This is a genomic window from Mesorhizobium sp. UC74_2 (genome assembly GCF_042701485.1).
In the GTDB taxonomy this organism is placed as follows: domain Bacteria; phylum Pseudomonadota; class Alphaproteobacteria; order Rhizobiales; family Rhizobiaceae; genus Mesorhizobium.
In genome coordinates this window covers 2,044,078-2,067,464 of sequence record NZ_CP170562.1, presented here as the reverse complement: position 1 = coordinate 2,067,464, position 23,387 = coordinate 2,044,078, and the positions used below count along the sequence as shown (strand labels likewise).

General features: G+C 60.5%; 22 protein-coding genes and 1 pseudogene. 8 read left to right on the top strand and 15 right to left on the bottom strand.

The annotated features are described in order from the left end of the window. Positions 1-12: 12 nt before the first annotated feature. From gmk to fabD, 7 genes and pseudogenes are all read right to left on the bottom strand, one after another. Positions 13-666, bottom strand: a complete 654-nt coding sequence (gene gmk / locus ACFJIU_RS10005; protein ID WP_379070642.1) for a guanylate kinase — start codon at positions 664-666, stop codon at positions 13-15. A gap of 3 nt (positions 667-669) precedes the next feature. Beyond that, positions 670-1,560 (bottom strand): YicC/YloC family endoribonuclease, encoded by an 891-nt coding sequence (locus ACFJIU_RS10000; RefSeq protein ID WP_379070639.1) that lies wholly within the window; start codon positions 1,558-1,560, stop codon positions 670-672. Positions 1,561-1,583: 23 nt separating this feature from the next. Beyond that, positions 1,584-2,791: pseudogene (gene mltG, locus ACFJIU_RS09995) on the bottom strand (endolytic transglycosylase MltG). Positions 2,792-2,905: 114 nt separating this feature from the next. After that, positions 2,906-4,168 carry a beta-ketoacyl-ACP synthase II gene (gene fabF, locus ACFJIU_RS09990; RefSeq protein ID WP_379070636.1) on the bottom strand — a complete coding sequence of 421 codons (1,263 nt, stop codon included), beginning with the start codon at positions 4,166-4,168 and terminating at the stop codon, positions 2,906-2,908. Between the two features lie 34 nt (positions 4,169-4,202). Next, positions 4,203-4,439, bottom strand: coding sequence for an acyl carrier protein (locus ACFJIU_RS09985; RefSeq protein ID WP_006203723.1), 237 nt, complete (start codon positions 4,437-4,439; stop codon positions 4,203-4,205). A 205-nt stretch (positions 4,440-4,644) separates the two neighbouring features. Next, positions 4,645-5,382, bottom strand: coding sequence for a 3-oxoacyl-[acyl-carrier-protein] reductase (fabG, locus tag ACFJIU_RS09980; RefSeq protein WP_379070633.1), 738 nt, complete (start codon positions 5,380-5,382; stop codon positions 4,645-4,647). 51 nt (positions 5,383-5,433) lie between these two features. Further along, positions 5,434-6,375 (bottom strand): ACP S-malonyltransferase, encoded by a 942-nt coding sequence (fabD, locus tag ACFJIU_RS09975; RefSeq protein WP_379070631.1) that lies wholly within the window; start codon positions 6,373-6,375, stop codon positions 5,434-5,436. Positions 6,376-6,643: 268 nt separating this feature from the next. On the opposite strand from fabD, the gene ACFJIU_RS09970 reads away from it, so the two are divergent. After that, positions 6,644-8,539, top strand: coding sequence for an LTA synthase family protein (locus ACFJIU_RS09970; RefSeq protein WP_379070629.1), 1,896 nt, complete (start codon positions 6,644-6,646; stop codon positions 8,537-8,539). Between the two features lie 151 nt (positions 8,540-8,690). After that, a complete protein-coding gene (gene rpmG / locus ACFJIU_RS09965) occupies positions 8,691-8,858 on the top strand; it encodes a 50S ribosomal protein L33 (protein ID WP_040995604.1) in 168 nt (55 codons plus the stop codon). A 402-nt stretch (positions 8,859-9,260) separates the two neighbouring features. Here rpmG and ACFJIU_RS09960 read toward each other — a convergent pair whose 3' ends face one another. Both ACFJIU_RS09960 and ACFJIU_RS09955 read right to left on the bottom strand, forming a co-directional pair. Continuing rightward, positions 9,261-10,634, bottom strand: coding sequence for a PleD family two-component system response regulator (locus ACFJIU_RS09960; RefSeq protein WP_379070625.1), 1,374 nt, complete (start codon positions 10,632-10,634; stop codon positions 9,261-9,263). 33 nt (positions 10,635-10,667) lie between these two features. Further along, entirely contained in the window at positions 10,668-11,039 is a 372-nt protein-coding gene (locus tag ACFJIU_RS09955) for a response regulator (protein ID WP_024926172.1), read from the bottom strand. Positions 11,040-11,280: 241 nt separating this feature from the next. Here ACFJIU_RS09955 and ACFJIU_RS09950 point away from each other — a divergent pair, with 241 nt between their 5' ends. Further along, a complete protein-coding gene (locus ACFJIU_RS09950; protein WP_379070622.1) occupies positions 11,281-11,583 on the top strand; it encodes a DUF3572 domain-containing protein in 303 nt (100 codons plus the stop codon). Next, positions 11,580-12,233, top strand: a complete 654-nt coding sequence (locus ACFJIU_RS09945; protein ID WP_379070619.1) for a hypothetical protein — start codon at positions 11,580-11,582, stop codon at positions 12,231-12,233. The genes ACFJIU_RS09950 and ACFJIU_RS09945 overlap by 4 nt, the downstream gene beginning before the upstream one ends. Before the next feature lie 74 nt (positions 12,234-12,307). On the opposite strand, the gene ACFJIU_RS09940 is transcribed toward ACFJIU_RS09945, so the two are convergent. Both ACFJIU_RS09940 and ACFJIU_RS09935 read right to left on the bottom strand, forming a co-directional pair. Next, on the bottom strand, positions 12,308-13,903 hold the full coding sequence (locus ACFJIU_RS09940) for a hypothetical protein (protein ID WP_379070616.1): 1,596 nt from the start codon (positions 13,901-13,903) through the stop codon (positions 12,308-12,310). 154 nt (positions 13,904-14,057) lie between these two features. Next, a complete protein-coding gene (locus tag ACFJIU_RS09935; protein WP_379070613.1) occupies positions 14,058-14,633 on the bottom strand; it encodes a GNAT family N-acetyltransferase in 576 nt (191 codons plus the stop codon). Between the two features lie 64 nt (positions 14,634-14,697). Between ACFJIU_RS09935 and ACFJIU_RS09930 the strand changes: the two genes are divergently transcribed. Next, complete coding sequence (locus ACFJIU_RS09930; RefSeq protein ID WP_379070610.1) at positions 14,698-16,062, top strand: DNA polymerase IV; 1,365 nt, start codon at positions 14,698-14,700, stop codon at positions 16,060-16,062. A gap of 87 nt (positions 16,063-16,149) precedes the next feature. Further along, a complete protein-coding gene (locus tag ACFJIU_RS09925; RefSeq protein ID WP_379070607.1) occupies positions 16,150-17,031 on the top strand; it encodes a DMT family transporter in 882 nt (293 codons plus the stop codon). 104 nt (positions 17,032-17,135) lie between these two features. On the opposite strand, the gene ACFJIU_RS09920 is transcribed toward ACFJIU_RS09925, so the two are convergent. The 3 genes from ACFJIU_RS09920 to dnaE form a co-directional block, all read right to left on the bottom strand. After that, positions 17,136-17,642, bottom strand: coding sequence for a hypothetical protein (locus tag ACFJIU_RS09920; protein WP_379070604.1), 507 nt, complete (start codon positions 17,640-17,642; stop codon positions 17,136-17,138). Between the two features lie 73 nt (positions 17,643-17,715). Further along, positions 17,716-18,522, bottom strand: a complete 807-nt coding sequence (locus ACFJIU_RS09915; RefSeq protein WP_379070601.1) for a potassium channel family protein — start codon at positions 18,520-18,522, stop codon at positions 17,716-17,718. Positions 18,523-18,583: 61 nt separating this feature from the next. Further along, the gene (gene dnaE, locus ACFJIU_RS09910) at positions 18,584-22,063 is read right to left on the bottom strand and encodes a DNA polymerase III subunit alpha (protein WP_379070599.1); all 3,480 of its coding nucleotides are present in this window, start codon (positions 22,061-22,063) and stop codon (positions 18,584-18,586) included. Between the two features lie 268 nt (positions 22,064-22,331). On the opposite strand from dnaE, the gene ACFJIU_RS09905 reads away from it, so the two are divergent. Continuing rightward, a complete protein-coding gene (locus ACFJIU_RS09905) occupies positions 22,332-22,559 on the top strand; it encodes a hypothetical protein (protein ID WP_379070596.1) in 228 nt (75 codons plus the stop codon). A 4-nt stretch (positions 22,560-22,563) separates the two neighbouring features. Next, the gene (locus tag ACFJIU_RS09900) at positions 22,564-23,013 is read left to right on the top strand and encodes a hypothetical protein (RefSeq protein ID WP_379070594.1); all 450 of its coding nucleotides are present in this window, start codon (positions 22,564-22,566) and stop codon (positions 23,011-23,013) included. A 145-nt stretch (positions 23,014-23,158) separates the two neighbouring features. On the opposite strand, the gene ACFJIU_RS09895 is transcribed toward ACFJIU_RS09900, so the two are convergent. After that, a complete protein-coding gene (locus ACFJIU_RS09895; RefSeq protein WP_379073036.1) occupies positions 23,159-23,350 on the bottom strand; it encodes an acetyl-CoA carboxylase biotin carboxyl carrier protein subunit in 192 nt (63 codons plus the stop codon). Positions 23,351-23,387: the final 37 nt, after the last annotated feature.

The window sequence follows — 23,387 nt, the reverse complement described above, 5'->3', positions numbered from 1 at the left end:
AGCCGGAATCCCTCAGACCGCCTCGTCCAGAAGACCTGACACGAAATCGAACAGTCCGGGCCGACGGTCGCGTCGCAGGCGCTCGGCGGCAACAATGGCGCGCACTTCCGTGAAGGCGCGGTCAAGATCGTCATTGACGATGACGAAATCATATTCCGTCCAGTGCTCGATCTCGGTACGCGCATTTTTCAAGCGCGTTTCGATGACCTGTTCCTGGTCTTCCGCGCGGCGCTTCAATCGCGCCTTCAGCTCCTTCATTGAAGGTGGCAGGATAAAGATCGAGACGATGTCGCCGCGCATCTTCTCCTTCAGCTGTTTCGCTCCCTGCCAGTCTATGTCGAAGAGCATGTCGCGCCCTTCGGCCATGGCCCGCTCAGCGGCTTCACGCGGGGTCGCATAAAAGTTCCCGTGCACTTCCGCCCATTCAAGCAGCTCGTCATTGTCACGCAGCAGCTCGAACTCGCGACGCGGTCTGAAATGGTAGTGAATGCCGTCGATTTCGCTGCCGCGACGTGGACGCGTGGTCACGGAGACCGAGAGCTCGAAGCCTTGGTCACTTTCAATCAGATTTCGCGCAATCGTCGACTTGCCGGCACCCGAGGGCGACGACAGCACGAGCATCAGGCCCCGACGGCGGATGCGGGAACCGGTGTCCTTGACGGCCATCTGTTACTCCAGATTCTGGACCTGTTCGCGAAATTGGTCGACGACGGCCTTCAGTTCCAACCCTATTGCGGTAACTGCGGCTGCGTTCGACTTCGAACATAAAGTATTCGATTCGCGATTGAATTCCTGCGCCAGAAAGTCGAGCTTGCGACCGATGGAACCGCCAGCGGAAAGCAGCGCCCTTCCCGAGGCCACATGAGTCTTCAGCCGGTCAATCTCCTCGCGGATATCGGCTTTTGTAGCAAGAAACGCAGCCTCCATGTGAAGCCTGGTTTCATCCAGACCGGCACCGGTATCCATCAAAAGCCGAACCTGCTCGGCGATCCGCTCACGGATCGCCGCCGGTTGGCGCGATGAATCCGCTTCCGCACGAAGTGTCAGCGTTTCGATTGCATCAAGTTGACCGGAAAGCAGCGCGCGTAGCGCTTCACCCTCACTCTGCCGCGCCTTCACGAGACCGTCGAGGGCCTCCTCGAGCACCCGTCCGATCGCTGCGTCAAACGCCGCCCGTATCTCCTCGGTCTCGATCGTCTCGGGCACTTCCAGCACGCCACGCAGGGCCAGCAACCCATCAGCCGTAGCCGGCGCAGCACCAAACTGCTCCTGCAGCCGTTTCGCGAGGCCGGCGACATCCTTCAGAAAAGCTTCATTGACGACCGGCTGCACCGCCTGGCTGCTCGTTCTTCCCACGGTCAACGTCGCCTGGAAGTTTCCGCGCGCAAAGCGTTTCTGCACCGCCTGACGAACGACCTGTTCAAGCCGATCATAGCCAGGCGGCAGCCGTAGTCTCGTCTCGACACTTTTGCCGTTGACGGACTTCACCTCCCAAGCGATGGCTGTGCCCTGATAATCAGCGCCCGCCCGCGCGAAGCCGGTCATGCTCTGCAGATTCATATCCCCGCGCTCCCAAAAGCGCCCTATTGGACCGTGTTTGTCCCGGTCGCATCACCATTGTTTGCGGGCTGCGTGGCGGTTCCAGCCTTGGCCGCTTCTTCGGCCTGCTTTTTCATCAAAGCGCGGTAGCGCGCCACGTTCTCGTTGTGGTCGTCAAGAGTTTCGGCAAACACATGCCCGCCATTGCCATCGGCAACGAAGTAAAGGTCTTTGGTCTTCGACGGATTGGCCACGGCTTCAAGCGACGCACGCCCTGGATTGGCGATCGGCGTCGGCGGCAGACCATTGATCTGGTAGGTGTTGTAAGGGGTCTGCTTGTCGATGTCCGACTGGTAGATCGGCCGATCGCCGGGCTTGCCCTTGCCACCGAAGAGACCATAGATAATGGTCGGATCGGACTGCAACCGCATACCCTTGCCCAGACGGTTCAGGAACACGGCCGCCACCCGAGAACGCTCGTCGCTGCGGCCAGTTTCCTTCTCGACAATGGAGGCAAGCGTGACGAATTCCTCGACATTGGCCAATGGCAGATCCGTCGAACGACGCTTCCAGATCTCCTCGACCAGTTCCTTCTGATCGGCCAGAAGCTTGTCCACCATCTGCTGACGCGTGGCACCGCGCGTGAACCGCAACGTGTCGGTGGCGAGGCTGCCTTCCGGAGGCAGGGTGGCCGGCATGTCGCCGGTCAGCGCCTCCTCGGCGGCGACACGCTGGAACGCCTGTTGGACCGTTAGCCCCTCGGGGATTGTCAGCGAGTACATCACCGACTTGCCGCTCTTCAAAAGGTCCATGATCTCGCGCATCGAGGCGCGCGGTTTGATCTGATATTCGCCAGCCTTGAGCGCCTGGTCGTTGCCATAGGCACGCACGCCCAGGCGGAAGATGCGCGCGTCACTGATCAGGCCCCGTCGCTCCAGCTGATCGGCAATGTCCTGCACACCGCTGTTCGGCTTGACGAGGAAAGTGTCGCCGTTGGCCGACGGTCCAGGCCGAAGAACTCCTGCCTGCCGAAATAGACCGCGCCGCCGGCGGCAATCACCGCCAGCATGACGCAGGAGACGAGGAAGTTCATGAAGACGATGATCTGGCTGCGCGATGCACGTGACCGCTTGGCGGGGGGCGGCGTGCCCACTTCCGGACGGAGCGCCTCACTCGCAGTCTTGGGGATGATCGGCGTGGTCTGCGCGGCGGCCTGGCTGACATCCTCGTTGTTCGTCGGAGCAGTGTTCATGGCGCCCTACCGTATGTCCCATCGACGAATCCCCCGACAGTAGCGGGGAATATGGCAAAAATGACGGATATGCCCGTCCCAAAGGCTGTCGGTAGATCGGCGAAAGCCGGTCAATCAGCCGTTATAGCGCTGGAAGACCAGCGATGCGTTGGTGCCGCCGAAGCCGAAGGAATTGGACAGCGCAACATCAATCTGCCGCTTGCGCGGCGTGTTTGGCACGAGATCGATAGCGGTCTCGCGCTCTGGATTGTCCAGATTGATTGTGGCCGGCGCGATGTTGTCGCGGATGGCGAGGATCGAAAAGATCGCTTCTGCAGCACCAGCAGCGCCGAGCAGGTGGCCGATCGACGATTTGGTGGACGACATCGAAACCTTCGAGGCGGCGTTTCCGACCAGGCGTTCAACGGCGCCGAGTTCGATCGTGTCAGCCATGGTCGAAGTGCCGTGCGCATTGATGTAGTCGATATCCGCCGCCGTCAGCTTCGCGCGCTTCAGCGCAGCCGACATGCAGCGGAAAGCGCCGTCGCCGTCCTCGGCCGGCGCAGTGATGTGATGTGCATCGCCAGTCAGGCCATAGCCGGTGACTTCTGCATAAATCTTGGCACCACGCGCCTTGGCGTGTTCCAACTCTTCCAGAACCACCACACCAGCGCCCTCGCCCATGACGAAACCGTCGCGGTCGCGATCATAGGGACGTGAAGCTTTTTCAGGCGTATCGTTGCGTTCGGTGGAGAGTGCGCGGCAGGCTGCAAAACCGGCCAGCGACAGGCGCGTTACAGGGGCTTCGGCACCGCCGGCCACCATCACATCGGCGTCGCCGAACTGGATGAGCCGTGCGGCATCGCCGATCGCATGAGCGCCGGTCGAGCAGGCGGTGACCACTGCGTGGTTCGGACCCTTCAGACCATGTCGGATGGATACCTGACCGGAGACGAGGTTAATGATCTGTCCGGGGATGAAGAAGGGGCTGATGCGGCGAGGCCCCTTTTCCTGCAGGATAAGGGCGTTTTCGGCGATGCCTTCGATGCCACCAATGCCCGAACCGATCATCACGCCGGTCGCGCATTGCTCTTCGTGGGTTTTCGGTTGCCAGCCCGAATCCTTCAGCGCTTCGTCGGCGGCCGCGATCCCGTACAGGATGAACTCGCCGATCTTGCGCAATTCCTTGGGTTCGAGAACGGCCTCCGGATTGAAGGTGCCGTTCTCGCCATTGCCGCGCGGGATAACATGCGCGATCTTGCAGGCAAGGTCTTCGACTTCAAATTCGGTGACACGCTTGGCGGCACTACGGCCGCTCAGCAGTTCCCGCCAACCGTGCTCGACCCCAACGCCATATGGCGACAGCAGGCCGAGGCCCGTAACGACGACGCGCCTCATTCCAAGCCTTTCCCGAAGACCTATGCCGGAAAAATCAGGCCGAGGCCTTGTCGATGTACTTCACGGCGTCGCCGACCGTGAGGATGGTCTCTGCCGCGTCGTCCGGGATTTCTACGCCGAACTCTTCCTCGAACGCCATGACAAGCTCAACCGTGTCGAGGCTGTCCGCGCCGAGATCGTCGATGAAGGAGGCCTGCTCCGTCACTTTGTCGGCATCGACGCCCAGATGCTCGATAACGATCTTTTTGACGCGCTCTGCGGTGTCACTCATGTTGGCATCCTTCGTTCTATGATCTGTCTTCGTTAGCGGGCACAATGCCGCTAATCAAGCTGAAAGATAGGCCGGGCTTAAACACAATAAACAAGGCCGGCTATTGCCCGAACCGCCGGGTTGCGGGCCGCATTACACGAAAACGGCCCGGCATCCAAGGCGCGAGCATCGTTTTTCCAAAGCCGCGACAACTCGCGGCCGCGAGTTAGATCATCGCCATGCCGCCGTTGACGTGAATGGTCTGGCCCGTCACGTAGGATGCTTCCTCCGAAGCAAGATAGGCGACCGCCGATGCGACCTCGGCACCCGTTCCCATGCGCTTGGCGGGAATTGCGGCCATGATCGCTTCTTTCTGCTTGTCATTCAGCTTGTCGGTCATGGCCGATTCGATGAAACCTGGAGCAACGCAATTGACGGTAACGTTGCGTGTGGCGATCTCTTGCGCCAGCGATTTGGAAAAGCCGATCATGCCGGCCTTGGAGGCACAATAATTGGCCTGCCCCGGATTGCCGGTGACGCCGACGACGGAGGTGATGTTGATGATGCGGCCGTAGCGCCGGCGCATCATCGGATGCGTCAATTCCCGCGTCAGGCGGAAGACGGCAGTCAGATTGACTTCGATCACACTGTCCCAGTCGGCATCCGACATACGCACGAACAGACCATCCTTGGTGATGCCTGCGTTGTTGACCAGGATATCGACGCCCTCGAGATCAGCCTCCGCCTTCTGGCCCAGCGCCTTGACCTCGTCGCGGTCGGACAGGTTCGCCGGGAAGAGCTTAACGCGATCGCCAAGTTCGCCGGCGAGTGCTTCCAGCTTTTCCACACGCGTGCCATGCAGGCCGACCGTCGCACCCTGCGCGTGAAGTATCCTGGCGATGGATTCGCCGATGCCACCCGAAGCTCCGGTGACGAGCGCCTTGCGGCCTGTCAGATCAAACATGTCTTGTCCCTTTCAAGCACACCCATCGCATGGATGGGGTCATCAGGTTGCTCAGGCCAGTGCGGCAATGGCTGCATCGACATCGGCAGGATTTCCCACCGAAGTCACAGCGATGTCACGGTTGATTCGACGCGCCAGGCCGGAAAGTACCTTGCCGGCACCGACTTCATAGAGCGTGGTCACGCCATTGGCAGCGAACCACTCCACCGTCTCGCGCCAGCGCACACGGCCAGTCACCTGCTCGACCAGCCGAGCCGCGATCGCATCGGGATCCTGAGTTGGCGAAACCGAGACATTCGAAATCACCGGAACAGCCGGCGCATTCCTGGCGACATTGGCCAGGGCTTCGCGCATCGCTTCCGCCGCCGGCGCCATCAGCGCCGAATGGAACGGCGCCGACACTTGCAGCATCAGCGCTCGCTTGGCGCCCTTTTCCGTGCAGAGCCTGGCTGCGAGTTCGACAGCGGCCTTGGCGCCCGATATCACCAGTTGCCCACCACCGTTGTCGTTGGCAACCTGGCAGACGGATCCCTTGGCAGCTTCGGCACAGGCGGCTTCGACGTCGGGCTGCTCAAGGCCGATGATCGCCGCCATCGCACCTTCCCCGACCGGCACAGCCGACTGCATAGCATTGCCGCGAATGCGCAGGAGCCTTGCCGCATCGGCCACCGAGACGAAACCCGCGGCGGCAAGTGCCGAATACTCGCCCAGCGAATGGCCCGCGACATAGGCGACCTTTTCCTTCAAGGAAAAGCCACGCGCTTCGAGTGCTTTGACAGCAGCCAACGACACCGCCATCAGCGCTGGCTGCGCGTTTGCCGTCAGCGTCAGCGTCTCTTCTGGTCCATTCCAGATCAGAGCGGACAGCTTCTCCCCGAGCGCTTCGTCTACTTCTTCGAACACGCGACGGGCTTCAGGAAAAGCGCCTGCCAGATCCTTGCCCATGCCGACCGACTGGCTGCCCTGCCCCGGAAAGGTAAACGCGACCGCCATAACGAGCTCCAATTGCTTGATCTCGCCTGCCCTGTGCGCAAGGCCGGGCGACAAGTCAAGCCCGATGCAGCCTTCGCCTGCCGTGGCCAACAGTGCTTGGGAAGGCCAGGCGACGATCAATCATGATGAAAATCGAACACGATTCGTTTGCTGGCTCTTCTAAATTTCGCCACAGGCGCTAGCTTTTTGTGACATTTGAGTGACGGTTACGTGACGCTTTTGCAGTCGGGGGACTTGTAAGTTGGCGAAGGGATGGTCAGGGAGCGGCATGAACGCGCCAGAGCATAGACATGACACCGCCATACCCGGCTTGGAACCGGGTGAGAAAAGGCGTGCCGTGCGCTATTGCGTGATGACATTGGTTGCGTCAGCCGTGCTGGTGTTCGCCATCGAGCTGATCTTTCGAGGTGATCTCGCCAGCACGTTCGGTTTCTTTCTTCAGCCGTCGAAGCCCGGCTGGACAACGGTCATCCTGTTCACGCTTATCCTGATTGGCATCGACGCGTTGCTCGGCCGCAATCATCAAAGCCTGATGATCTTCGCACCTTTGACCCTGGCGCTCGCCTTCGTCGGCCATCAAAAATCGCGCTACCTCGGCGATCCACTCTATCCGACAGATTTTCTTTACGTGCGCCAGATCATCGAATTGATGCCTCTGCTGGTAAAGGAACGGCCATGGACCGGTGTAGCGCTGGCAACCGGCATTGCCGGAACGCTGGCTTCGGTGGTGATGTTGTGGCGCATGTGGCGTCGTCGTGCACCGACCCTGCGCTACAGGGCGCGTCTCGCGCGCCTTGCCGTCGCAATCCCGCTCCTCGCCTTCTTCGTCTCCATCATGGACTACGCGACCTTTTCATGGACGCGGGACCGCCTGCAGATCATCCCCATGATGTGGGACCAGAAGGAAAACTACAATTCCAACGGTTTCGCGCTCGCCTTCGCACTCAACGTGCCGATGGCACATGTCGGCGCACCCGCGGGTTATTCAGACAAGGCAATCGCGACCATCACGCGGCCTGAGGCGACCACAACAGTCCCGGAAGACAAGCCGGACATCATCATGGTGATGAGCGAATCCTTCTGGGATCCCACCATTCTGCCAGGCGTGTCGATCAAGCCAGATCCGCTGGGTGCTGTACGTCAGCTCCGTTCCGGGTCGATGCTGTCGCCAGAGTTCGGCGGCATGACCGCCAATGTCGAGTTCGAGGCACTGACCGGATTCTCCAACGCCTTCCTGCCGGCTGGGTCAATTCCCTATCAGCAATATGTGCGCGCTCCGGTGCCTTCACTCGCCACCTTCCTCAAGAGCGAGGGCTATTCCGCCAGGGCATTCCATCCGGGCACGAACTGGTTCTGGAATCGCACCGCGGTTTACGCCGATTTCGGCTTCGACGATTTCCAGTCGGAAGAGACCGCGCCTTTGGAAAAACGCGGACCGCTCGCTTCCGACGAGGCGATGACCGACCAGCTCATTTCCACAGCCGATGCTGCGGAGGAACCATTCTTCTATTTCGCCGTAAGTCTTCAGAATCACGGCCCCTATGAACCCAATCGCTACGCAGATGCTTCCCACACGGTTGAGGCGCCGATCAGCCAGTGGGCAAAGGATTCACTTCTGTCCTATGCGGAAGGCGCAGCTGATGCCGACCGCAACCTGAAACGCCTGATCGACTGGGCAGAAAAACGTGACCGTGCGACCGTAATCGTCTTCTTCGGCGATCACCTGCCGCCACTGGGCCCGGTCTACGTCGAAACGGGCTTCCTCAAGGACAATGTCGCGCCGCGCAGGGAAGCGCCCGATCAAATGAAGCTCCACCGTGAAACACCGCTGGTCGTCTGGTCGAACCGTACGGGTCTTGCCAAGGATATCGGCTCGGTCAGCCCTGCATTCCTGCCTTATCACCTGCTCAAGGCCGCGGGCATCACGCACCCCTATTACACAGGCTTCCTCGGCGAAGTGAGCAGGCAATACAGCGCCATCGACCGTAACGTGCTGCTGGCCACCGACAACGAAGCAACCATCGACTGGGCCAGACAAAAGCAGATCGAGCCATTGATCCGCGACTATCGCTACCTGCAATATGACATGATGTTCGGCAAGCGCTGGTCGGCTCGGGATTTCTTCCCCGAAACCATAAACCGTCTGGTTGCCCATACGAGCTGACGACCATCGGCTGGGCATCACGACGGGCTGCAATGCCGCGCGGACTTGACTTTCCGGAAGCATTCTTTATGTGTCCGGCAAGTTTTCCGCGTCCGGGTGTTTTCCCGTGTTCCAGCGGCTCGAACTCCAAGACAATTAACGGACGAACACCATGGCCAAAGCCGCTAACATCAAGATCAAGCTTCTGTCGACCGCCGATACCGGCTTCTTCTATGTGACGAGCAAGAACAGCCGCACGAAGACCGACAAGCTGTCGTTCCGCAAGTACGACCCGATCGCCAAGAAGCACGTCGAGTTCAAGGAAACCAAGATCAAGTAATCTGGTTCTCATTGGCACGCCGAAGCGCCGCCCCTGGGCGGCGTTTTTGTTTGCGCTGGCATGCAAGACAAGCGCCCACTCTGCCCCGGAGCGTTGGCTCCAGGGCATGTCGGCTGTATGGCTATGAGGAATAAGGGGGCCGGTCGGCGGATGGCAGCGGTACGAGGAGGCCACTATATGCCAACGCCGGCCGGCCGACCCCACGGACCCAGGAGATGCGGCGGACCTGAGCATCATGGGGTATCAATGGAACATGCCGGTTTCGCCCCCGCACCGAACAGTTCCCCGTTAGCGGCTGCACATTTGCGCAAGCGCTGATGAAAAGCAATACTTTCTTAACCACGCATCGGAGATTCGCGCTGGTTAAGGTAAACGACTAGCGTAACCAGCAGAAGCAGCAGGCTAGGCAGCCTTTGCCACCACCCGATTGCGGCCGCTGTTCTTGGCTTCATAGAGCGCGACATCCGCCCTCTTGATCAGATCTTCCACTGTGTCGGAGCCTTTGAGCAAGGCCGAAACGCCGACGCTGATGGTGACTTCGGCGGTTTTGCCCTCACGCCCGATCGCAAAGGGCAAGCGGGCGATTTCAGCGCGTATGCGCTCGGCCACCTTTTCAGCGACGGCACCTTCGGTATCCGGCATCACGACCACGAACTCCTCGCCGCCGAAGCGACAGGCGAGATCGATGCCGCGCACGTTCTTGCGCAAGCGATGCGCGAATTCGCGCAGCACATCGTCGCCGCCGTCATGACCATAGGTATCGTTGATCGCTTTGAAACGATCGAGGTCGGTGATCATCATCGACAAAGGCCGGCGGCGTGCGACGGCCCGGTCGAAGAGTGTCTGCAGATGGCTGTCGAGATAGCGCCGATTGTGCAGGCCGGTCAGACCATCCGTCACCGCCATCTCGATCGTCTGGGTCACCGAGGCCCGCAATTGATCATTGTAACGCTTGCGGCGGACCTGCGTGCGCAACCGCGCGGTCAACTCATGCGGATCGATCGGCCGGGTAAGATAGTCATTGATACCGAGTTCCAGTCCACGAATGACACGGTCCTCCTCGCCCTGATCCGCCAGCAGCATGATCGGCACGAAGCGCGTGCGATCGAGCGAACGAAGCTGCGAGCAGAGCCGCAAAGGATCGAAATCAGTGAAATCCGTCGAAATCAGGATGCATTCATATGGGCTTTCGGCGGCCTGGAAAAAACCGGCATGCGGATCCTTGGCCGCATCCAGCATTGCCTTGCCCCGCAACACCTTCTGAATGCGTTCCGTCGAGCTTTGGCGCTCGTCGATCAAGAGCACCTTCGGCTGCGATTCCTCGTCGGCCAGATTACGGCTCAGCAATTCCTCGATGCCTATGTTGCGGGTGGTGGAGGCGCGCAAACGCAATTCGTCGGTCAACATCTTCAGACGAACGAGGCTCTTCACGCGCGTCATCAGCTGCAGATCATTGACAGGCTTGGTCAGGAAATCATCCGCACCAGCCTCGAGCCCGCGCACCCGGTCGGTGATCTGGTCCAGCGCGGTAACCATCACAACAGGAATGTGCGAAGTGGCTGGATCGCTTTTCAGCCGGCGGCAAACCTCGAACCCGTCCATGTCCGGCATCATTACGTCGAGCAGAACGACGTCGACCTTGCCGTTCTCGCAGGTTTCGATCGCATCCGGGCCGCTCGTCGCCGTCAGCACTTCGAAATATTCGGCCAGCAGCCGAACTTCGAGCAGCTTCACATTGGCCGGCACGTCATCGACGACAAGGATACGGGCTGTCATCTCATGCGGCTCCGGATAAACATCGGGCAACCATCAGGCGTCACCCAGATAGGATTTCACAGTCTCGATGAAGCGTGGCACCGAGATCGGCTTGGAAATGTAGGCTTCACAGCCGCCCTGGCGGATGCGCTCCTCATCCCCTTTCATGGCAAAGGCAGTGACGGCAATGACCGGAATGACATGCAATTCATCGTCTTCCTTCAGCCATTTGGTCACTTCTAGCCCTGAGACCTCGGGCAATTGGATGTCCATCAGGATCAGGTCGGGCCGGTGCTTGCGCGCCAGATCCAGCGCCTCCAGTCCGTTGCGGGTGCGCACGGTTTCGTAGCCGCTGGCCTCGATGAGGTCGCGAAAGAGCTTCATGTTAAGCTCGTTGTCTTCGACGATCATTACCTTCTTCGGCATAATTTCCCGCTCCGACGGCGCTCCCGCAAGGAAACCGTCGCATCGCGCTCCACGCAAAGAGCGCCCAAACCCGGTTTAACTTTAACGCGAGATGATTGACGAAACGCAAACCGGTGGTCCGAAATCCGATCGGCTTGCCTGCAACAAAACAACAACAACACGACACAAGCCTTGCCCTCGGCAGTGCTTGTGACTACTTCCAGGCGCAGACTCATCATCATTGCTGGAATCAAAGGTAGCGATGGCAGACGCAGCGTCAATGCGCGAACAGGCTGAGGCCCTGGCCATCAATGCGCTGGCTTTTGTTGCCGGCGATGCCGAACTCCTGCCGCGTTTCCTGGCGATCACCGGCATAGAAGCCAGTTCCGTCCGGCGTGCCGCCAGCGAACCCGGTTTTCTGGCTGGCGTGCTGCAGTTTGTTCTGGCGCATGAGCCGACCTTGATGCGCTTCTGCGAAGAAACCGGAACACCACCGGCATCGGTGAGCAAGGCGCTGCGCGCCCTGCCCCTCGGCAACCAAGACGACTATGAGCGTTCGACATGAGTGATGATCCCGAAACCGCCCGCCAGATCGCCGAGCTTGCGAGCGACGACCGGCCGCTTCTGGTACTCGATGTCGACGATGTGATCCTTGAATTCATCCGGCCGTTTCCGCGGTTTCTGGAAGTTCGCGGCTATGACCTGACCTTCGCCTCGTTCCGCCTGACCGGCAATGTCGCGGAGAAGGCCACCGGGCGGGTAGCGGAACAGCATGAAGTGCATACGCTGCTCGACGATTTTTTCGCCGGCCAGGCAGAGTGGCAATATCTGGCTGAAGGCGCAGCCGATACGCTGCGTGCGCTGGAGGACAAGGCCGAAATCGTGCTTCTGACGGCAATGCCGCACAAGCATCGCTCGGCCCGGCGCGCGCATCTTGATCAGCTTGGGCTTCGCTATCCACTGCTAACCACCGAGATGGCCAAAGGGCCGGCCGTGGCAAAGCTGCGCGGCGACAAAGGACGTCCGGTCGCCTTTGTCGATGACCAGCCCAACAACCTGATTTCGGCGCGAGGTTCGGTCACCGACGCGCATCTGTTTCATCTGATGGCGGACAACTCGTTGCGTGCTTTCCTGCCGCCGTTGCCCGATGATCTGATCGTGGTACAGGACTGGCATGAAGCCGCACCGAAAATTACGCGAGCGCTAGGTCTTTAGAAAAGATCGTCGCGAAGAAAAAAGCCCCGCTGGAGTCCGGCGGGGCTTTTTAATGTGGTCGGCCGGCTCTCGAGCTACTGCTGAGGTGCCTGCTCCTCGCCGGCTCCTTCTTCCGCAGGCTCCGTGGCATCCTGAGCCGGGTCAGTGCCTTCCTCCAGAGTAGCATCGTCACCGCTGTCTTCGGCAGGATCGACGAGCGGATCGGGGCCCTTGACGGTAACGCCATTGACCACGACGCTGCCATCCGATTTGCCGTTCAGCACCCATTCAATGCGACCGTCCGGCAACGTCTTGGCAAATCCCTTGATTGCCAACGCCGCTGCAACCGCATTGGTGGCGTCCGGCGTCGTCTTGGCCGCTTCCTGCAGCGTTTCGACGATCTTGTCGTAACCCGACACTGTAACCGTCATATCCACATCCGGCTTCTTGGTCGGATCCGGCTTGTCGAACGGGAAGCGAACCTCACCCTTGAAGGCAACCTCGGTGTCCTTGTTCTTGATGATGCTTGGCTCGATCAGCACCTTCGGCGATTTGGCCAGGAACTCCGCACCGATCTTGTCGCCGAAATCGGCCGGCAATGGCGGCTCCTTGTTCAGGTCGAACGTGTCGATCGCCTTCCTGGCCATGGTGTCCAGATCAAGATTGGCGCCGCCGAAGTTGAGTTCGACGTCGGTCGGCAACAACGAGACACTCCAAGCCGGCAGCATCTGGGCGGCGACTGCAGGAACGCTCAGGCCGCTGGCCTTGAGGCCGTAGCTCAGCTTGCCGTTCTGGCTGACACCATCGGCGCCGAATTTTGCGACCAATTCGGTCATGCCGAATTCGCCGAGCGGCGTACCGACCTTGAAATCCTTGAAATTATAGGCGCCATCGAAGCGCTGCCAGACAGGCAACGCAGCCAGAAGCAGGGTCTTCAACTCGGCCTGATTGGCCTTGACCTTCGCTTCGTCCTGATTGGCGACACCAAAGGCAGCTAGATCCAGCATCGCGCGGCTGCGCAGCCCCTTGGCAGTCGCGTCCACCGCGAAGCTCGGCGAATGGAAGGTGAGCGGCACCTTCAAGCCACTCTCGGGATCATCGATCGTGACGGTTTCGCTGAAATCAGCCACGGTCTGGTTCATCGCGAAATCGACACCACCATCCGCGGCCTTTGCGCCGGTTCCTGTCATCGTGGCTGCACCGGCGCTGGCCTGCAAACTCGACTTCGGATCCTTTGACGCCATGGTCATGCCGGCCATCGACGACGTCATGCTGGTGAATGCTGCCAACGCGGGATCATAAAGACCGGAGAACTTGCCGTCCTTGATCTCGATCTCGGTATTCTGCTGCCCTTCCGGGGTTTTCACGTCAAACGTTGCCTTGGCCGGCAGGGTGCTTGATACGTCCCAGCTGCCGTCAGAGCGCGGCTTCACGGCGAGCACATAGGACGGCACGTCGAATTTGACGAAATCCTGCTTGGGAAACGCATTCACCAATGCCTTGAAATCGATGGTGAGTTGATAGGCATCGTCCTTCGGCTCGACCTTGATCACGCCCTTTTCGAAAGCCTGGCTGCCAAAATAGCGAGCGATGTCCTTCTGGACCTGAGCTGCACCCTGGCTATCGATGCCCTGGGCAAAGGCCGGGGCGCAGATCGCCAAGGCCGAAACAGTCGTCAATATGCGGCGCACGTATGGTCTCCACTCTTGTTCGGGCAACGAAAAACCCGCCCTACTCGGCGTCTTCGTAGGAAATTACCGCCACAACCACAAGGAGACATGACAATCCGCAGCAAAGGAAGTGCACATGAACTGAGAACTGCGGGGTCTTGAACCTCGCTTCCGGCTAAAGGAGCAGCCGCATCAATGGGCGTCCCGCCTTGCGCTCGACAAGTCGCTCGAAGCCAGCCTGTTCGAAGACGCGGGATGAGCCGACGAAAAGACCAAGCGAGCGCGAATCGCGCGAGAGATCGATTGGACAGGCCTCGATCTGCCGCGCACCGCTTTTCCGGGCGAAGTCTATCCCGCCCGAAACAAGCCGGTGCGTCAGCCCCTGCCCACGCGCTTTCACGCGGATGAAAAAGCATGAAATCGCCCAAACGCCGGGGTCTTCCGCGTCCGATGGGTCGACCGGTGCGGATCCCCGCCCCTTGTTGTTCCACTCGGGTACGTCGACGCGTGGCCCGATCTGCATCCACCCTTGCGCCGTGCCATCTTCCACCGCCAGCAATCCGGGCGGCGGTCCGGCCTCGATGCGTGTTCTGATATGATCCTTGTTGCTTTGCCGGCTGCTCACCCTGCGTGTGGCCGGCGGCAACCTGAAATGCGTGCACCAGCAGCCGTAGCAAGCGCCCTGCTTGCCGAACAGATCTTCGAACTGAGGCCAGAAATCTGGCGTCAAGGCGTGGATTTCGATGTTCATGACCTGTCCTTCCGGTCGCCTTGCATGGCCCGGCCGTGTAGACTAATTTGCACTTGTTCTCTTTATGTTCGCAGCGATGGCGACACCTGTCAACGATCCCGAGCACGGTTTCTGTCGAGACTGCCTGACGCTCCAGCGCGGAAGAATGACGCGGTGCGAATGTTGCGGCAGCCCTCGCATCGTTCGTCATCCGGAACTCCACCGGCTGCACATCGCGCATATTGACTGCGACGCTTTCTACGCTGCCGTTGAAAAACGCGATAATCCGGCTTTGCGCGACAAGCCGGTGATCATCGGCGGCGGCAAACGCGGCGTCGTGTCGACGGCCTGCTACATCGCCCGCATCCAGGGCGTACGCTCGGCGATGCCGATGTTCAAGGCACTCGAGGCCTGCCCGGAAGCGGTCGTCATCAAGCCGGACATGGAGAAATATGTGCGCGTTGGACGCGAGGTCCGCGCCATGATGCTCGCTCTGACCCCGCTGGTCGAGCCGATCTCCATCGACGAAGCCTTCCTCGACCTTGCCGGCACCGAGAAGCTGCATGGCCTGCCACCTGCCATGGTGTTGGCGCGCTTCTCGCAGGCGGTCGAAAAAGAAATCGGAATTACCGTTTCGGCCGGCCTGTCCTATTGCAAGTTCCTGGCAAAGATCGCTTCTGATTTCCGCAAGCCTCGTGGCTTTGCGGTGATCGGCAGGGAAGAGGCCGTGTCCTTCCTGGCCGAGCAGCCGGTAACGATGATCTGGGGTGTCGGCAAGGCATTCGCCGAGGTTCTGGCGCGCGACGGGATCCGCATGATCTCACAGTTGCAGAAGCTGGAACGCGGCGACCTGATGGGCCGCTACGGCGTCATGGGCGACCGGCTCTATCGTCTGTCGCGAGGCCAGGACGACCGCCGTGTCGAGCCCGATCAAGACGCAAAGAGTGTCTCTGCCGAGACCACATTCGACACAGACATTGCCACGATGGATGACCTTGTCCCGGTGCTGCGCGCGCTCTCCGAAAAAGTATCGGCACGTCTGAAGAAAGCCGGCATTGCGGGCCGCACGATCGTGCTCAAGCTCAAGAGCCACGACTTCAAGATCCGCACCCGCAATCGCCAGCTTGGCGACCCGACCCGGCTCGCCGACCGCATCTTCTCGACTGGGCTCGACCTGTTGCGCCGAGAAACCGACGGCACCAGATACCGGCTGCTTGGCATCGGCGTCAGCGATCTCTCGGACGATGAAAAGGCCGACCCTCCGGATCTGGTCGACGTGCAGTCACGCAAGCGCGCCCTGGCAGAAAATGCCATCGACGCTTTGCGCGACAAATTCGGCCGCAAGGCCGTGGAGACCGGCTACACTTTCGGCAAGGGTCATCGCGGCCGACCTGCCCGCCCGGACGAGGATGAAGGCCCCGAAGTCCAGCATCCCTGGGAGCGCATCTGAAATCCCCAGGACCTCCGGTCCGTTGGCTCATGCGAAAGGCGCGGCTAGTGATTGTGGCACGGCTATCGTTCTGCCAGACACGAGATCATGGCACCCGCTCCATCGATCCCAAAAGCCGCATTCTGGATGGCGTTGTCGATCGCGTCCTTCCTGCTGATGTCGGTTGCAGGGCGCATGACGACCAGCGTGCTCAGTGTCTTCCAGGTTCTGGAACTGCGCTCGGTCATCGGCTGGTTCATCCTGCTGCCGCTGGTGCTGGCACGAGGCGGCTTTACGGCCATGGCGTCGCGGCGGCTGCCGCTGCATATCGCACGCAACATGATCCACTATGTCGGCCAGGGTGCCTGGCTCTATGCCTTGACGCTGATCCCGCTGGGTGTGCTGGTTTCCATCGAATTCACCACGCCGATCTGGACCGCGCTGCTGGCAGTGCTTTTTCTTGGCGAAAGACTGAACAGGTTTCGCATTGTCTCGATCGGGCTCGGCCTGATCGGCGTCATCGTCATCGTGCGGCCAAGTGCCGGTTCGATTGAAACGGGCCACTTGATCGTCCTGGGCGCAGCGATGTGCTTCGGCGCTTCGGTGGTGATGGTCAAGGCACTCACCCGCACCGACAGCGTTGTACGCATCATCTTCTGGATGCTGGTGGTGCAATCGGTGCTGGGACTGATCCCCGCTTTCGTCGAATGGCGCAACCCGCCGCTCGAACTCTGGCCGTGGCTGTTTGTCATCGGCTTTACCGGCATGTCCTCGCATTTCTGCATGGCGCGCGCACTGACCTACGCGGACGCTACCCTGATCTCCCCGATGGATTTCCTGCGTGTGCCGTTGTCGGCGCTGATCGGATGGCTGCTCTACAAGGAGCAGATCGACGTCTTTACCGCTGGTGGCGCAGCACTCATCCTGATGGGCAATCTGCTCAACCTGCCGCGTCGTTCTGCAAAACTGGCTGCGGCGACGGCAGACTGACTGGGAGGAATTCCAGGAAAAGTGTGTAGCGGTTTTCCGTTCGCAATTGCGTCGAAGCAAAAAATTGGAGCGTCCGCGTCCCCGGAAAACGGAACACTCCAAAGTCAGTTACGCTTCAGGTCTACCTGGGCGGTGATCACCGACTTGCCGGTCGTCGCATCCTTGTCGATGGTGACAATGCGCATGGCATTCTGACCAAGTTTCTCGACACGCATCTCGGCGTCGCGGTCGCCGTTCACCGGCTTGGCCCAGCGGATCCCGAGATTGAGCACATCTCCTCGCCGTCGGCCGGATAACGCAGCAGGTCCGGTCCTCGAGCCGATGTAAGTACCTCCATAGCGCTGTCCCTCGGCTTTCAGTCGCACGCCAATGCTGCGTGAGATGAGCACCATGCCCTGGCAATTGCCATCGAGTGCAAGTGTGGCGCTGCTTGCCTTGGCGGCGAAGGAACAGGAAACACTGACCGCCGGCGCCTTGGTGTTGACGCGGAAACTGCCATTGCCGCTCCACTTGCCAGCCATCGAGGCAAAGAAGCCCGGTTCGGCGGCGCGTGTCGGTTGCACGAGAAGCAAGGTTGCCAGCGCGGCGGTCATGCAAAGGCGGATCGGCATTCGTTCTTCCCCTCGAATCACGCGAATCCTTGCGTCGCTTTTCGACGCGGTCTGTTTCAGTTTTGTGTCGACGTTATCTGTCGCCCTCATCCGGAATGTTAAGGATGTGACCGCAAGCCTTGCAATGCACGGCATCGGGTTCATGGCGCTGCAAGCCGCATTGCGGGCATGGAAACAGCACCTTGGCCGGGCGGAACACGGCCTGGGCCAAGCGCACGAACAGCGAGATGCCGGTGATCATGGTGACGATGGCCGTGAGCTTGCCGGCAACGCCGGGCAGCACGATATCGCCGAATCCTGTTGTCGTCACCGTTGCGACGGTGAAGTAGAGCGCGTCGACATAACCGACAAGACCGGAACCTTGCCGGAAGAAGAACGTATAGACGAAGCCTGTGATCACGAACAGGAAGGTCAGCAGGTTGATGACCGCCTGCGTGGTCTCACGCCACGCCAGGAATCGGCCCGAACCAAAATGCCGCCACAGAACGCCACTGCGCGACAGCGACCAAAGTCGCAGGATGCGCAGGAAGCTGAGATTGGCGAGCGCCGTCGGAAACAACAAGGTGAGCAGCACAAAGACGTCGACCCAGCTCGTCGGCTGCCGCATCAGGCGCAGCATATCTGTCGAAGCAAGCAGTCGCGCCAGCAGATCGGCAGCGACGATGACAGCCACGGTATAATCCAGCCACAGGAAGGATGCCGTGTTCTGCAGCAGCGGCGTGGCGATAAAAAAAGCGATGACGAGGAGATCGATCAGGACCACCATCGCCTGGAAGCGGACGGCTTCCGGCGAGCGGCCATGATAAAGCCGGCGCAAGCGGTCTCGCAGTCTCGCCACGGAAGAGCCGTTGGTGATGTCGGGCTTCGCTTCAGCTGCCATTGCTATCGGGTAGCGTCAGCCACGCCGCCCGTCCAGCATTTTCCAAGCGGCTTGCGGGCACCTAGACCAGTTCGACTTCGATGACGCCGGGCACGGCCCGCATGGCAGAAGCGATCTGAGGCGAGATGCGGTAACGGGTGGGCAGTTCGATTTCGATTTCGCCTTGTCCGCCATCCTTGATCAGCACGAAGGAGACCTGCCCCTCACCCTTCACCGAAAGCTGACTAGCCAACGTATTGAGCGGGCTGGCATCGCGCAGGAAGATGCGTAGCGCCTTCTGGATGCGGCTCGCCTCGTCCTCCAGCGACTGCACCGTCTGGATGCGCAGATTCACACCTTCAGGCCTGTCTTCGGCCGCCACAGTGATGACGACGGATTTACCGGCCTCCAGCATATCCCGATATTGCGCGAGAGTTTCCGAAAACATCACGGCCTCGTACTGGCCGGTCATGTCGGAGAAATTGACGACGCCCATCTTGTTGCCGGTGCGCGTCTTGCGCTCCTGCTTGGCCGTCACCGTTCCTGCCAGCCGGCCCGCGGAGGCGCCGCGCTTCACGGCGGCAGAGAACTCCGCCCAGTTCTGCACGCGCATCTTCTGGAGCGCGGCCTTATATTCATCCAGCGGGTGCGCCGACAGGTAGAAGCCTACCACCTGGAATTCGCGATGCAGGCGATCAGCAGCCAGCCACGGTTCGGTCACCGGCAGGTTGAGCGCCTGGGACTGTGCGCCCAGCGAGGCACCGAAGATGTCAGCCTGACCTGAAGTGGCGTTCTGCTGCGCGAGCGCCGCCAGCCCCATCATACGTTCAACGCCGGCGATCATCTGGGCACGATCATGTCCGAAACAGTCGAGCGCGCCGGCCATGATCAGGCTTTCGAAGACACGCTTGCCGACGATCTTGGGATCGATGCGTTCGCAGAAATCGGCGAGGTTCTTGAAAGGCCCGTCCCGGCGCTTTTCGACGATGTGCTCGACAGCAGCATCGCCGACGCCCTTCAGCGCCGCGAGTGAGTAGAAGATCTTGTTCTCGCCCACCTCGAAATCACGGAAGCTGCTCAACACCGAAGGCGCCACCACCTCGATGCCCAGCCGCATGGCATCCTGGCGGAAATCTGCCAGCTTGTCGGTATTCGACATGTCGAGTGTCATCGACGCTGCCAGGAATTCCACCGGATAATGCGCCTTGAGATAGGCGGTCTGGTAGGAGACGATCGCGTAGGCAGCGGCGTGCGATTTGTTGAAGCCGTAGTCGGCGAACTTTGCCAGAAGGTCAAAAATGAAGTCGGCCTGCGGCTTGGCGACACCGCGCTCGACGGCACCTGCAACGAAGATATCGCGCTGCTTGTCCATTTCGGCGCGGATCTTCTTGCCCATGGCGCGGCGCAACAGATCGGCCTGGCCGAGCGTGTAGCCGGCAAGCTCCTGCGCGATCTGCATCACCTGTTCCTGGTAAACGATGACGCCCTGCGTCTCCTTGACCAGATGGTCGATCTTGGGATGGATCGACGCGATCTCCTCCTCGCCATGCTTGCGTGCGTTGTAGGTCGGGATGTTCTCCATCGGACCGGGGCGATAGAGCGCCACCAGCGCGATGATGTCCTCGATGCGGTCGGGACGCATGCCGATCAGCGCCTTGCGCATGCCGGCACTTTCAACCTGGAACACGCCGACCACCTCACCGCGCGACAGCATGGCATAGGTCTGCTGGTCGTCGATCGGGATCGTGGCGAGATCGATGTCGATGCCACGGCGGCGGATCAGCTTCACCGCCTTTTCCAGCACCGTCAGCGTCTTCAGGCCAAGGAAGTCGAACTTCACCAGTCCGGCATCCTCAACCTTCTTCATGTTGAACTGCGTGACCGGCATGTCAGAGCGCGGATCGCGGTACATTGGAACCAGTTCCGACAACGGACGATCGCCGATGACGATGCCGGCGGCGTGCGTCGAGGCGTGGCGATAAAGCCCTTCGAGCTTCTGCGCCATCTCGAGCAGCGTGTTGACGATCGGCTCTTTTTCCGCCTCCTCGGCAAAGCGCGGTTCGTTGGCGATAGCGTCCGCCAGCTTCACAGGATTGGCCGGGTTCTGCGGCACCATCTTGCACAGCCGGTCGACCTGGCCATAGGGCATCTGCAGCACGCGACCGACGTCGCGCAGGACGGCGCGAGCCTGCAGCGTACCGAAGGTGATGATCTGTCCGACCTGGTCGCGGCCGTATTTGCCCTGCACATAGCGGATCACCTCTTCACGGCGATCCTGGCAGAAGTCGATGTCGAAGTCGGGCATCGAAACGCGATCGGGATTGAGGAAGCGCTCGAACAGCAGCGAGAACTGCAACGGATCGACGTCGGTGATGAGGAGTGCATAGGCGACCAGCGAGCCGGCGCCCGAACCGCGACCCGGTCCGACGGGAATGTCATGCTGTTTCGCCCATTTGATGAAGTCCGACACGATCAGGAAATAGCCGGGAAACTTCATGCGCTGGATGATGCCGATCTCGAACTCCAGCCGTTCGCGATACTGCTCCTCCGTAAAGCCTCCAAACAGACCGCGCTCGGCGAAACGCCTGGCGAGGCCATCACGAGCCTGTCTTGCCAGTTCCTCTGCCTCGGCCATTTCGGCGGCTTCGGCGTCGGCTACGTCGGCGCCGGCGAAGCGCGGCAGGATGGGCTTGCGGTTCTTCGGATAATAGGAGCAGCGTTGCGCAATCTCGATCGTGTTGTCGATTGCTTCCGGCAGATCCGCGAACAACCGCGCCATCTCCGCCTGGCTCTTCAGATAATTGTCCGGCGTAAGCCGGCGGCGCTCGTCGGCCGCGATCACCGAACCTTCGGCGATGGCGATCAAGGCATCGTGCGCTTCGAAATCGTCACGCGAAGAGAAAAACGCTTCATTCGTCGCCACCAGCGGCAACTCGTGGCGGTAAGCCAGCTCCACGGCGGCGTGTTCGATGCCGCGATCATAACCAGCCACGCGTTCCAGCTCGACATAGAGCCGATCGCCGAACAGCGCCTTGAGGGTCAGCAGGCGCGCCTCGGCCAGATCCTTGCGGTCGTCGCGCAAGGCTGCGCCGATCGGGCCGCGCGGCCCACCGGTCAAACAGATGACACCCTCAGCGACTTCCGCCACCATATCGGTGGTGACATGCACCGGCTCGCCTGATGGCGTTTCCAGATAGGCCCGACTGATCAGTCGGACCAGATTGGCGTAGCCGACTTCATTTGCCGCGATGAACACCACGGGGCGCAGGTCAGGCCCCTGTTTGCGACGGTCGCGTTGTCCGTCATTGCTCTCCCCGGAAAATGCCAGGTCGATCTGGCTGCCCATGATCGGCTGGATGCCATCCTTCACCGCCTTCTGGGCGAATTCCAAAGCCCCGAACAGATTGTTGGTATCGGTGACCGCGATGGCCGGAGCCTGATCCTTGATGGCATGCCCAACGATCGGTCCGAGCTGCAGGGCGCCTTCCAGCAACGAATAGGCCGAATGAACCCGCAGATGGATGAATGGACGCGCGGGAATCTCTTCCCTCTTGGGGACCATTGCCTCGCGTTTGAGGGGATCGCGTATTCTGACGTCGTTTGTCACTGCTCAACTCGATCTGGCCGACGAATCTGGGGCTGCTTCCCGCTAATCTAGTCAGCCCATCGAGGCCCCGCCACATCCATACTCCCGATCGTCACCTCGACCACAGAAAAGAACCGGTGTATGCCGGCGCCCATACCAGTCCTGTGTGAAGTGCTTCACAGCATTCAAGAGGCGATCTCGCCACGATCGCTCCGTGAGAATACCTCACGGAGGAGAGATCACCATGAGCAACCGTTTTGTCGTCGACCTGTCGGGCGTCAAGCTTGCCAAGGGCATGGATGAAAAGATCGCCCGCAACATCCAGCAGGCGGTCCTTGCCGGTCTTGCTGAGACGCAAACACAGCCTGAACTCGCGCTGCGTTTCCCGAAGGAATGGCTGGGGCTGATCCTGCATCTGGACCAGCGCCAGATCCCGGCCCTGGAAAAGGAAATCAGCGGGCGCATCCGCTGAAGCCATGCCGATGCCGGCTAGAACCAAGCATCAAATCACCGACCACAGGATTTCTGCAATTGCGCAGAAGTCCTGCCCCAGCGCACCGGCAGAACCTGGAGCGCTGCTTATCGGCGTCGTCGGCTCGAACGGCGTCGTTCAGCCGATTCCCACCCGCTTGGAAATCGACGCGGATTTCATAAGCCGAGCCAGCAAGGCGGGTCCACCCGAGGCGAGGTTTCGATTTGCCGGTCACTGTGTGGAAGGACAATGCCGCCAATGGACCGGCAATTCCTGCGGCGTCATCGAGAAAGTCCTGGTTGGCATGACCGACCAGGCCATCGATCCGGCGGCCGGTCTGCCGCGTTGCGCCATTCGCGGCAGCTGCCGCTGGTATGCGCAGCGTGGCGGCGATGCCTGCCGGGCCTGTGTTTACGTCGTGACTGACCAGCGAGCGGACCAGTTGGCTGTCTGACGCGACCCAGCGGGCTTCCCAAGCGCCCGCTGGGTCAATCCTGCCTGAAGCGTTTCCGATTTCCCGGAAGCCCGGTAACTCCCCGATTCCTTGGTATTACGCGATTGCGGGCGCCCAATCGCCGGGCACTTTTGCTGGAATTGCTTTATGCGAATTCCATGATGACCGCATCGACAGCGAGGCTGTCGCCTGGCTTGGCATTCAACTTGGCAATGGTCAGGTCGCGCTCCGCGCGCAACACGTTTTCCATCTTCATGGCCTCCACCACCGCCAGCGTCTCGCCGGCCTTCACTTCTTGCCCTTCGGCAACGGAAATGGAAACGACAAGCCCAGGCATCGGGCACAACAGCAGCTTCGACGTATCTGGCGGCAGC

Bases quoted from the DNA above. Each gene is read 5' to 3' on its own strand.
- ACFJIU_RS09930 (WP_379070610.1), top strand. From the start codon at position 14,698: ATGTTCGCAGCGATGGCGACACCTGTCAACGATCCCGAGCACGGTTTC.
- ACFJIU_RS09945 (WP_379070619.1), top strand. From the start codon at position 11,580: ATGAGTGATGATCCCGAAACCGCCCGCCAGATCGCCGAGCTTGCGAGC.
- dnaE (WP_379070599.1), bottom strand. From the start codon at position 22,063: ATGGTCCCCAAGAGGGAAGAGATTCCCGCGCGTCCATTCATCCATCTG.
- ACFJIU_RS09900 (WP_379070594.1), top strand. From the start codon at position 22,564: ATGCCGATGCCGGCTAGAACCAAGCATCAAATCACCGACCACAGGATT.
- ACFJIU_RS09895 (WP_379073036.1), bottom strand. From the start codon at position 23,350: ATGCCTGGGCTTGTCGTTTCCATTTCCGTTGCCGAAGGGCAAGAAGTG.
- gmk (WP_379070642.1), bottom strand. From the start codon at position 666: ATGGCCGTCAAGGACACCGGTTCCCGCATCCGCCGTCGGGGCCTGATG.
- ACFJIU_RS09905 (WP_379070596.1), top strand. From the start codon at position 22,332: ATGAGCAACCGTTTTGTCGTCGACCTGTCGGGCGTCAAGCTTGCCAAG.
- ACFJIU_RS09955 (WP_024926172.1), bottom strand. From the start codon at position 11,039: ATGCCGAAGAAGGTAATGATCGTCGAAGACAACGAGCTTAACATGAAG.
- ACFJIU_RS09925 (WP_379070607.1), top strand. From the start codon at position 16,150: ATGGCACCCGCTCCATCGATCCCAAAAGCCGCATTCTGGATGGCGTTG.
- ACFJIU_RS09920 (WP_379070604.1), bottom strand. From the start codon at position 17,642: ATGCCGATCCGCCTTTGCATGACCGCCGCGCTGGCAACCTTGCTTCTC.
- ACFJIU_RS10000 (WP_379070639.1), bottom strand. From the start codon at position 1,560: ATGAATCTGCAGAGCATGACCGGCTTCGCGCGGGCGGGCGCTGATTAT.
- fabG (WP_379070633.1), bottom strand. From the start codon at position 5,382: ATGTTTGATCTGACAGGCCGCAAGGCGCTCGTCACCGGAGCTTCGGGT.
- ACFJIU_RS09915 (WP_379070601.1), bottom strand. From the start codon at position 18,522: ATGGCAGCTGAAGCGAAGCCCGACATCACCAACGGCTCTTCCGTGGCG.
- ACFJIU_RS09935 (WP_379070613.1), bottom strand. From the start codon at position 14,633: ATGAACATCGAAATCCACGCCTTGACGCCAGATTTCTGGCCTCAGTTC.
- rpmG (WP_040995604.1), top strand. From the start codon at position 8,691: ATGGCCAAAGCCGCTAACATCAAGATCAAGCTTCTGTCGACCGCCGAT.
- ACFJIU_RS09985 (WP_006203723.1), bottom strand. From the start codon at position 4,439: ATGAGTGACACCGCAGAGCGCGTCAAAAAGATCGTTATCGAGCATCTG.
- ACFJIU_RS09970 (WP_379070629.1), top strand. From the start codon at position 6,644: ATGAACGCGCCAGAGCATAGACATGACACCGCCATACCCGGCTTGGAA.
- ACFJIU_RS09950 (WP_379070622.1), top strand. From the start codon at position 11,281: ATGGCAGACGCAGCGTCAATGCGCGAACAGGCTGAGGCCCTGGCCATC.
- fabD (WP_379070631.1), bottom strand. From the start codon at position 6,375: ATGGCGGTCGCGTTTACCTTTCCGGGGCAGGGCAGCCAGTCGGTCGGC.
- fabF (WP_379070636.1), bottom strand. From the start codon at position 4,168: ATGAGGCGCGTCGTCGTTACGGGCCTCGGCCTGCTGTCGCCATATGGC.
- ACFJIU_RS09960 (WP_379070625.1), bottom strand. From the start codon at position 10,634: ATGACAGCCCGTATCCTTGTCGTCGATGACGTGCCGGCCAATGTGAAG.